General features: G+C 72.6%; 5 protein-coding genes and 1 pseudogene. 2 read left to right on the top strand and 4 right to left on the bottom strand.

The window, feature by feature from the left end:
- Nucleotides 1-570 precede the first annotated feature (570 nt).
- Nucleotides 571-990, top strand: a complete 420-nt coding sequence (locus ACFU7Z_RS33400) for a hypothetical protein (RefSeq protein WP_380781658.1) — start codon at nt 571-573, stop codon at nt 988-990.
- On the opposite strand, the gene ACFU7Z_RS33395 is transcribed toward ACFU7Z_RS33400, so the two are convergent.
- The 4 genes and pseudogenes from ACFU7Z_RS33395 to ACFU7Z_RS33380 all read right to left on the bottom strand — a co-directional run.
- Nucleotides 987-1,478: a VOC family protein gene (locus tag ACFU7Z_RS33395; protein WP_380781656.1), complete on the bottom strand. Its 492-nt coding sequence runs from the start codon at nt 1,476-1,478 to the stop codon at nt 987-989. The two genes, ACFU7Z_RS33400 and ACFU7Z_RS33395, sit on opposite strands and share 4 nt — an antisense overlap.
- Nucleotides 1,479-1,754: 276 nt before the next feature.
- Nucleotides 1,755-2,450, bottom strand: a complete 696-nt coding sequence (locus ACFU7Z_RS33390) for an aspartate/glutamate racemase family protein (protein ID WP_380781654.1) — start codon at nt 2,448-2,450, stop codon at nt 1,755-1,757.
- A gap of 57 nt (nt 2,451-2,507) precedes the next feature.
- Complete coding sequence (locus tag ACFU7Z_RS33385; RefSeq protein ID WP_380781652.1) at nt 2,508-4,358, bottom strand: CocE/NonD family hydrolase; 1,851 nt, start codon at nt 4,356-4,358, stop codon at nt 2,508-2,510.
- 197 nt (nt 4,359-4,555) lie between these two features.
- Nucleotides 4,556-5,512 (bottom strand): annotated as a pseudogene (locus ACFU7Z_RS33380) (hydrolase); the annotation flags it as partial.
- Between the two features lie 302 nt (nt 5,513-5,814).
- Here ACFU7Z_RS33380 and ACFU7Z_RS33375 point away from each other — a divergent pair.
- Complete coding sequence (locus ACFU7Z_RS33375; RefSeq protein ID WP_117487312.1) at nt 5,815-6,951, top strand: HoxN/HupN/NixA family nickel/cobalt transporter; 1,137 nt, start codon at nt 5,815-5,817, stop codon at nt 6,949-6,951.
- Nucleotides 6,952-6,974 lie beyond the last annotated feature (23 nt).

Genomic DNA, 6,974 nt, shown 5'->3' with positions numbered 1-6,974 from the left:
AGGTAGGGGCGTGCGTGATGTGGCGGTCCGGGCTTCACGCTCGAACGGTTCGCACTCTTCGTAGTCGCTGTGCTACTTTCCGCATCATCAACAGAACATAGGAGACCCCGGCGGTGCTGTAACACCCCGGGGTCTGGCACCAGGAGAACAAAGCTCCAGATGCGGATTCATCGTAGCGTTCATTCGCGCGCGTTCAGCGTGCTTCCGAATGGCCTGTTGCAGGACCGGCGGCTGAGTTACACCGCCCGTGGCCTCCTCGCCGACCTGCTCTCCCGCCCCGACGGGTGGCGGGAGGACGGGCGGCAGATGGCGGACAGCAGCCCCCAGGGGCGGGGCGCCCTCCGGCGGGCCCTCAAAGAGCTGACCAGCGCCGGGTACTACCGGGTCGACACCGTCCGGAAGGCCGACGGGACCATCCGGTCCGAGGCCCACGTCTTCGACACCCCGCAGCCCGCACCGACTGTCCCCCGCCCGGCTTCCGGTGGAGGGAAGTCCGGCGGCGCTGTCGTCCCTCCCGTAAAGGACCCGGGACAAGAACCCACCCTCCCGGATGAACGGACACGGGCCGCCGTGGCCACACTGTTCCGGGTGATCCGGCCCGAACCCCGCCTGCGCCTCGGCGAGGCCGAGGCCCGCGCGCTGGCACCACTCGTCACGCAGTGGCTGGAACGGGGCTGCGACGAGGCCGAGTTGGCCCACGCCCTGCTGCCCGGACTGCCGCAGCCGATGCACTCCCCGGCGGCGATCCTCCGGGACCGCCTGCAACGGAAGCTGCCACCGGAACGAGCCGCGCCCCCGCCGCCACCGTTCGCCGAGTGCGGCCGCTGCCACGACCCGGTACCCCGCCCCGGCATCTGCCGCGCCTGCGCGGGCCTCGGCACGAGAACCGTCGCCGTCGGCACCGGTGCCGGGGCCACCCCCGGCGGCGTCGCCCGCGCCCGCGCCGCCCTGCGCGGGTGGCCCGGACAGCCGGTCGCCGTGAACTCCTAGCTGGCGAAGCCGCCTTCGGGGCGGATGATCTCCAGGTTGGTGCCGTCCGGGTCGTTGAAGTAGGCGACCTGGGTGCCGAGGGCGGCGTTCGGGGTGACCTCGCCCTCGATGAAGGTGTAGTCGTCGCCGAGGAATTCGTAGCCGGCGTCCTTCATCCGCGAGTACACGGCGTCGAAGTCGTCGACCCGCAGGCACAGGTGCATCGAGCCGGGCCGGTTGGCCACCCCGCCGGTCCGCTCGCCGACCGGCTCCTGGAACTGGATGAGGTCGATGCCGAGGCTGTTGTCCAGATTGATCGTGGCGTAGCGCAGCTTCGCCACGGGCAGGCCCTGCGACTTCCCGAACGGCACGCTGTGCATGGTGCCTTGCGCGACGGGCTCCCGCCCGGTGAGGGCCGTGTAGAAGGCGATCGACGCGTCCAGGTCGGAGACCGAGATGCCGACGTGGGCGGCGAGGGTGAGGTTGATCGGGGTGCTGGAAACGGCCATGGTCGTCCCTCTCGTTCGCGCCCCGCGGCCCCCGGTGTCGGGGTGGGCGGCGCGGGACGGGGTGCTGGAGAACCGGTCCGCTCACCATTGTCCCGGTGCCCGCCGACGGCGCACCTCGTGCGTGATCCCGAGGTGCCTGGTACTGCCGCTCCCGGGCGAACGCCTCCGATCCGCCCTCCAGTGCCCGCAGCCGGATGATGTCGAGGAGGTGCCGGGTGTCGCAGTGCGGGTGGGTGCGGGTGGGTGCGGGTGTCGTCGGCGCCGCCTCCGGGCCCGTCAGGGACCGGCCAGGGCGGCGTCGACCGCCGCCTCGGCGTGCAGCCGGGTGGTGGGGAAGACGGGCACCGGGCTGTCCTCCGGCCGGACCAGCAGTTCGATCTCGGTGCAGCCGAGGACGATCCCTTCCGCGCCCCCGGCCACCAGTTCCCCGATCACCCGCCGGTAGGCCGCTCGGGACTCCTCGCGGACCAGTCCGACGCACAGCTCCTCGTAGATCACCCGGTGGACCAGGGCACGCGAGTCGGCCTGCGGCACCAGGACGTCCAGGCCGCCCGCCGCCAACCGGCCACGGTAGAAGTCCTGTTCCATCGTGAAGGCCGTCCCGAGCAGCCCGACCCGCCGCAGGCCCGCCGCCCGGACGGCCGCCGCCGTGGTGTCGGCCAGGTGCAGCAGGGGGACGGAGACCGCCGCCGCGACCTGGTCGGCGACCTTGTGCATGGTGTTGGTGCAGATCAGCAGCAGGTCGGCGCCGGCCGCCTCCAGCGACCGGGCCGCGTCGGCGAGGACCTCGCCGGCCTCCTCCCACCGGCCGGCCGTCTGCAGCCGCTCGATCTGCGCGAAGTCGACGGAGTAGAGCACGAGTCGGGCGGAGTGCAGTCCGCCGAGGCGTTCGCGGGTGAGCCGGTTCAGCAGGCGGTAGTACTCGGCGGTGGATTCCCAGCTCATGCCGCCGATCAGGCCGATGGTCTTCATGGGGCCATTTATAAGCCGGAGTCGAAATGCGAGGCAAGCGCATAAGTAAAACTTTGATCAACTCTCCCGGGGTACCCGGTGCTGCCACTCCCGGGCGAACACCTCCGATCCGCCCTCCAGCGCCCGCAGTTGGACGATGCTGAGGAAGTGCCCGGCGTCGCAGCGCAGTTGGGTGCGGGTCTGGACGGTGACGTCCCAGCCGATGTCGGGCCGCTCCAGGCGGACGGTGTGGTCGGTACGGGCCTGGGCGCTGAGCGGGGCGCCGGTGAGCACGCGGTAGGCGGTGACGGTGTGCTCGTCGCGGACCAGGCCGTCGGGGTGGGTGCGGGTGCCGTCGGTGGCGGGGGAGAACTCAGCGCGCCACTCGTGGCGGCCGATGTCGTGCACGGTGAGGTGTTCGGGCCGGGCGGTGAGCGGCTCGGTGAGGTGGACGGCGAGCGGTTCGGGCAGCACCGGGGGCTCGAAGGTGACGGGCCGGGCGCCGACGTCGGCGGCGAGGTGGCGCACCGGCAGGCTGAGGGTGGAGCGGGACGGGTCGACGCCGTACCCGGTGTCCTCGGCCGGGGGCCACACCCAGGGCCAGTAGACCGAGGAGAGGGCGAGCCGCAGCCGGTGCCCGGCCGGGACGGTCGAGGCGCAGGCCGCGAGTTCGACCTCGGCGTCCGGGCCCCCGGCGGCCAGCACGCCCCGGGTGACCAGGTCCGAGGTGCCGTCCGGGCCGACCGCGCACAGCCGGACCGCCACCTGGGCGGGCGCGTCGTCCTCGCGCAGCCGCAGCCGTACGGTCGGGGTGCCGAGCAGTTCGACCGGTTCGGGCAGCGGCTGGGAGTCGAAGCAGACCGAGCGGCCGTCCTCCTCCCGCTGGTCGGGCGGCTCGTCGGCGGGGCGGCCGTGCGGGACGTAGGCGCCGGCGTTGAGACCGGTGTGCTGCGGGGAGCGGACCCGGACGTACCGCTGGTCGGAGGCGGTGCCGGCGGTGCGCAGCGGCCCGTCCAGGCCGTAGTGGATCGCGCGGACGTCGGGGGAGGGCCAGGCCTCGTCGCCGGTCCAGCGGGTGGTGAGCCAGCTGCGCAGGGCGGGTTCCTGGAGGGCGTCGGTGTCGGCGCCGCGCAGCCAGTGGTCCCACCAGCGCAGGGTATCGGGCAGGGCGGCCTCGGGCAGGCCGTGCGGCCAGGGGCCGATCAGGGCGCGCGCGGTGGGGGACTCGGCGAGCAGGCGCAGCACGAAGGAGCAGGACGGGTCGCCCCAGCCGGCCACCGCGAGGGTGGGTACGGACACCGGGACGGTGCTCTCGCCGGCCGCGAGCCAGTCGTCGACGGGCGGATTCAGCGACTCCAGCCGGGCCAGCCAGGCGGCCCGCCAGGCGTCGCCGACGTACCGCGGGTCGGGTGGCAGGGCGGCGTCGGCGACCAGGGCGGTGAGCCGGGTCTGCAGGTCGGCGGCGAGCACGGCCCCGCCGGTCCGGTGCCCGCCCTCGGGGCAGGCGGTGACCACGGCGCCGACGGTCTCGGGGGTCCGGGCGGCGAGCCGCAGCGCGGTGGTGCCGGCCGCGCCGACGCCGAGCAGGCCGAGCCGGCCGTTGCACCAGGGGCGGCGGGCGAGCCAGTGGACCACGGCGGCGCCGTCGGCCAGCTCCTGGTCGCCGCCGGGTTCGCCGGGGACGCCCTCGGAGTTGCCGTGCCCGCGGGTGTCGACCCGGACGGCGGTGTAGCCGTGGCCCGCGTACCAGGGGTGGCGGCGGGCGTCCTCGGCGGCGGTCCGGTCGGTGAGGCGCCCGCCGGAGTACTCCAGCAGGGCGGGGCCGGGCTCGTCGCCGACCGGCCGCCACAGCCGGGCGGCCAGCCGCGTGCCGTCGGGCAGCGGGACGCGCAGGTCCTCGCGGGTGGTGTGGAAGGGGTAGGACGGCATCGGCCGCTCCCGTCGGTCCCGGGCCGGTGGGGCACCGGCGGGCCCGCGGCGCGTACGGACGGGGTGCCGCTCCGTACGAGCGCGCCGCGGGCGTCGGTACTCCGACAGTAGGGGAGGCAGCGGCCCTTTTCCTGGCGAGCAGCCCTGGCGGGGGCACCCCGGGGCCGAGCCGCCCGGGCGCGGGGCGCGGCCGGTCAGGCCTTGCTGAGCCAGGCGGTGGCGTTGAGGGCGAGGGCGGCGTCGGTGCCCGCCGGGTCGTCCCAGCCGTTGTACAGGGTGTTGCCGGACTGGCCGGTGCCGTCGTCGATCGGGGAGCTGTCGCCCCAGACCGCGACCCGGCCGGAGCCGAAGGTGCTGGTGACGAAGAAGGCGCCGGTGTTGCCGCTGTAGCCGGTCCGGTAGACCAGGCCCTTGACGTTCGGGTTGTCGGCGGGCTTGAGGGTGAAGGTGGTGCCGTTGCGCAGGATCGAGCCGGTGACGGCGCCGAAGGGGCCGCGCAGCACCGGGTCGGTCGCGTCGTTGACCGCGCGCGGGTTGTCGGTGGTGATGTTGAGCAGGTCGACCGAGAAGCCGAAGGGGTCGTTGTTGTTCACCCCGTTGCTGGTCAGCAGGTCGTTGATGATCTTCGGGGAGTCCCAGCCGTCGTTGTTGCGGTCGCTGTTGACGTGGTCGGAGACCAGGAAGAGCCCGCCGCCGTTCTGGACGAACTTCATGATCGCGGTCTTCTCGCTCGCGCTGAACCGGATGTTGGGCTCCGGGATCACGAAGGTGTCGAAGTTGGCGAGGTCGAGCGCGGCGCCGGTGCCGTAGCTGATGGTGGAGCCGGCCGGGAGGGTCTTCAGGCTGTACTGGCCGGTCTTCTGGAGGGCGACGCCCCAGGCGGAGAGGGCGCCGGTCCAGCTCTTCTCGGTGGTGGGGTTGGCGTTCTGGGCCAGCGGGTCGGGCTGGCTGGTGCTGATGATCCAGTCGGCGTTGCCCGCGGTCTCGGCCTTGCTGTTGTCGAACAGCACCCGGTGCGGGGTGGCGCCGGCCGCGGCGGCCCGGGTGGTGGGGGCGGTGGGGCCCGGCGCGGCGGTGGCGACGGGGGTGGTGAGACCGGCCGCGAGCAGCGCCGCACCGGCCAGGGCCGCGGCGGTTCGAATACGGATCGTCATGAGCCGTTCCTCCGTGGGGAGTTGAGGGGTCGGCGCGCAGGTTTTCGCGCGTAGAACGGGAGTATCCGCGCGTAGAGCGCACGGTGAAAGCCCTGGGAGGTTACGAAGCCTTGTACGGGTGGTGACGATCTCCGGGGGTCGATCGGAAGTCGGGGGAAGCCGGGGGGAAGCGGTGTGAAAGCGGGGCGGAAACGGTGCGGAAGCGGGGGGAGACGAATCCGTAATTGCGCATGACTTGCAACTGCGCGCGTCAAGGCGGAAAGATGGCCCAGCTTCGACCGCCCGACCGAAAGGACACGACGATGACCGCCCCCCGCTGGCGCGACCGGCTCACCCGTGAGGAGTGGATCCGCCTGGCCGGAATGGGCGGATTCATCCTCGCGCTGCACGTCGTCGGCTGGTTCACCCTGCTCGCGCTGGTCGAGCCCGAGCACTACACCGTCGGCGGCCAGGTGTTCGGCGCGGGCATGGGCCTGACCGCCTACACCCTCGGCATGCGGCACGCCTTCGACGCCGACCACATCGCCGCCATCGACAACACCACCCGCAAGCTGATGGGCCAGGGCAAGCGGCCGCTGTCGGTCGGCTTCTGGTTCTCGCTCGGGCACTCCTCGATCGTCTTCGGCCTCTGCGCGCTGCTGGCCTTCGGCATCCGCTCGCTGGCCGGCCAGGTGGAGTCCGACGACTCGACGCTGCACGAGATGACCGGCCTGATCGGCGTCACCGTCTCCGGCACCTTCCTGCTGCTGCTCGGCCTGATCAACCTGGGCGCCTTCAACGGCATCCTCAAGGTCTTCCGCCGGATGCGCCTGGGCGACTACGACGAGGCGGAGCTGGAGCGCCAGCTGGAGCGGCGCGGGCTGATGAACCGCATCCTCGGCAAGGTCACCAGGGCCGTCACCAAGCCCTGGCACATGTACCCGGTGGGCCTGCTGTTCGGCCTGGGCTTCGACACCGCCACCGAGGTGTCCCTGCTGGTGCTGGCGGGCGGCGCGGCGGCCTTCTCGCTGCCCTGGTACGCGCTGCTCACCCTGCCGATCCTGTTCGCGGCCGGGATGAGCCTGCTGGACACCATCGACGGCTCGTTCATGAACTTCGCGTACGAGTGGGCCTTCTCCAAGCCGGTCCGCAAGATCTACTACAACCTGACCGTCACCGGGCTGTCGGTGCTCGTCGCGCTGGTGATCGGCTCGATCGAGCTGATCGGCCTGCTCGGCGAGAAGCTGGACATCACCAGCGGCCCGATCGCCTGGATCGGCGGGCTGGACCTCAACTTCGTCGGTTACGCGATCGTCGGACTGTTCGTGCTCACCTGGGCCGCGGCGATCGCCTACTGGAAGCTCGGCAACGTCGAGGAGAAGTGGTCGGCCGGGCTGGCCGCCGCCTCGGCCACCGGCTCCGGCTCGGCCTCCGGCTCCGCCTCCGCGAAGTCCGAGTAGCGCGCGTCACGAGAACCGAGGGG

This window comes from Kitasatospora sp. NPDC057518 (assembly GCF_042802075.1).
Lineage (GTDB): Bacteria > Actinomycetota > Actinomycetes > Streptomycetales > Streptomycetaceae > Kitasatospora.
The sequence above is the reverse complement of the archived record's forward strand: the minus strand, read 5'-3'. Positions and strand labels throughout refer to the sequence as shown.

Bases quoted from the DNA above. Each gene is read 5' to 3' on its own strand.
- ACFU7Z_RS33395 (WP_380781656.1), bottom strand. From the start codon at position 1,478: ATGGCCGTTTCCAGCACCCCGATCAACCTCACCCTCGCCGCCCACGTC.
- ACFU7Z_RS33390 (WP_380781654.1), bottom strand. From the start codon at position 2,450: ATGAAGACCATCGGCCTGATCGGCGGCATGAGCTGGGAATCCACCGCC.
- ACFU7Z_RS33385 (WP_380781652.1), bottom strand. From the start codon at position 4,358: ATGCCGTCCTACCCCTTCCACACCACCCGCGAGGACCTGCGCGTCCCG.
- ACFU7Z_RS33375 (WP_117487312.1), top strand. From the start codon at position 5,815: ATGACCGCCCCCCGCTGGCGCGACCGGCTCACCCGTGAGGAGTGGATC.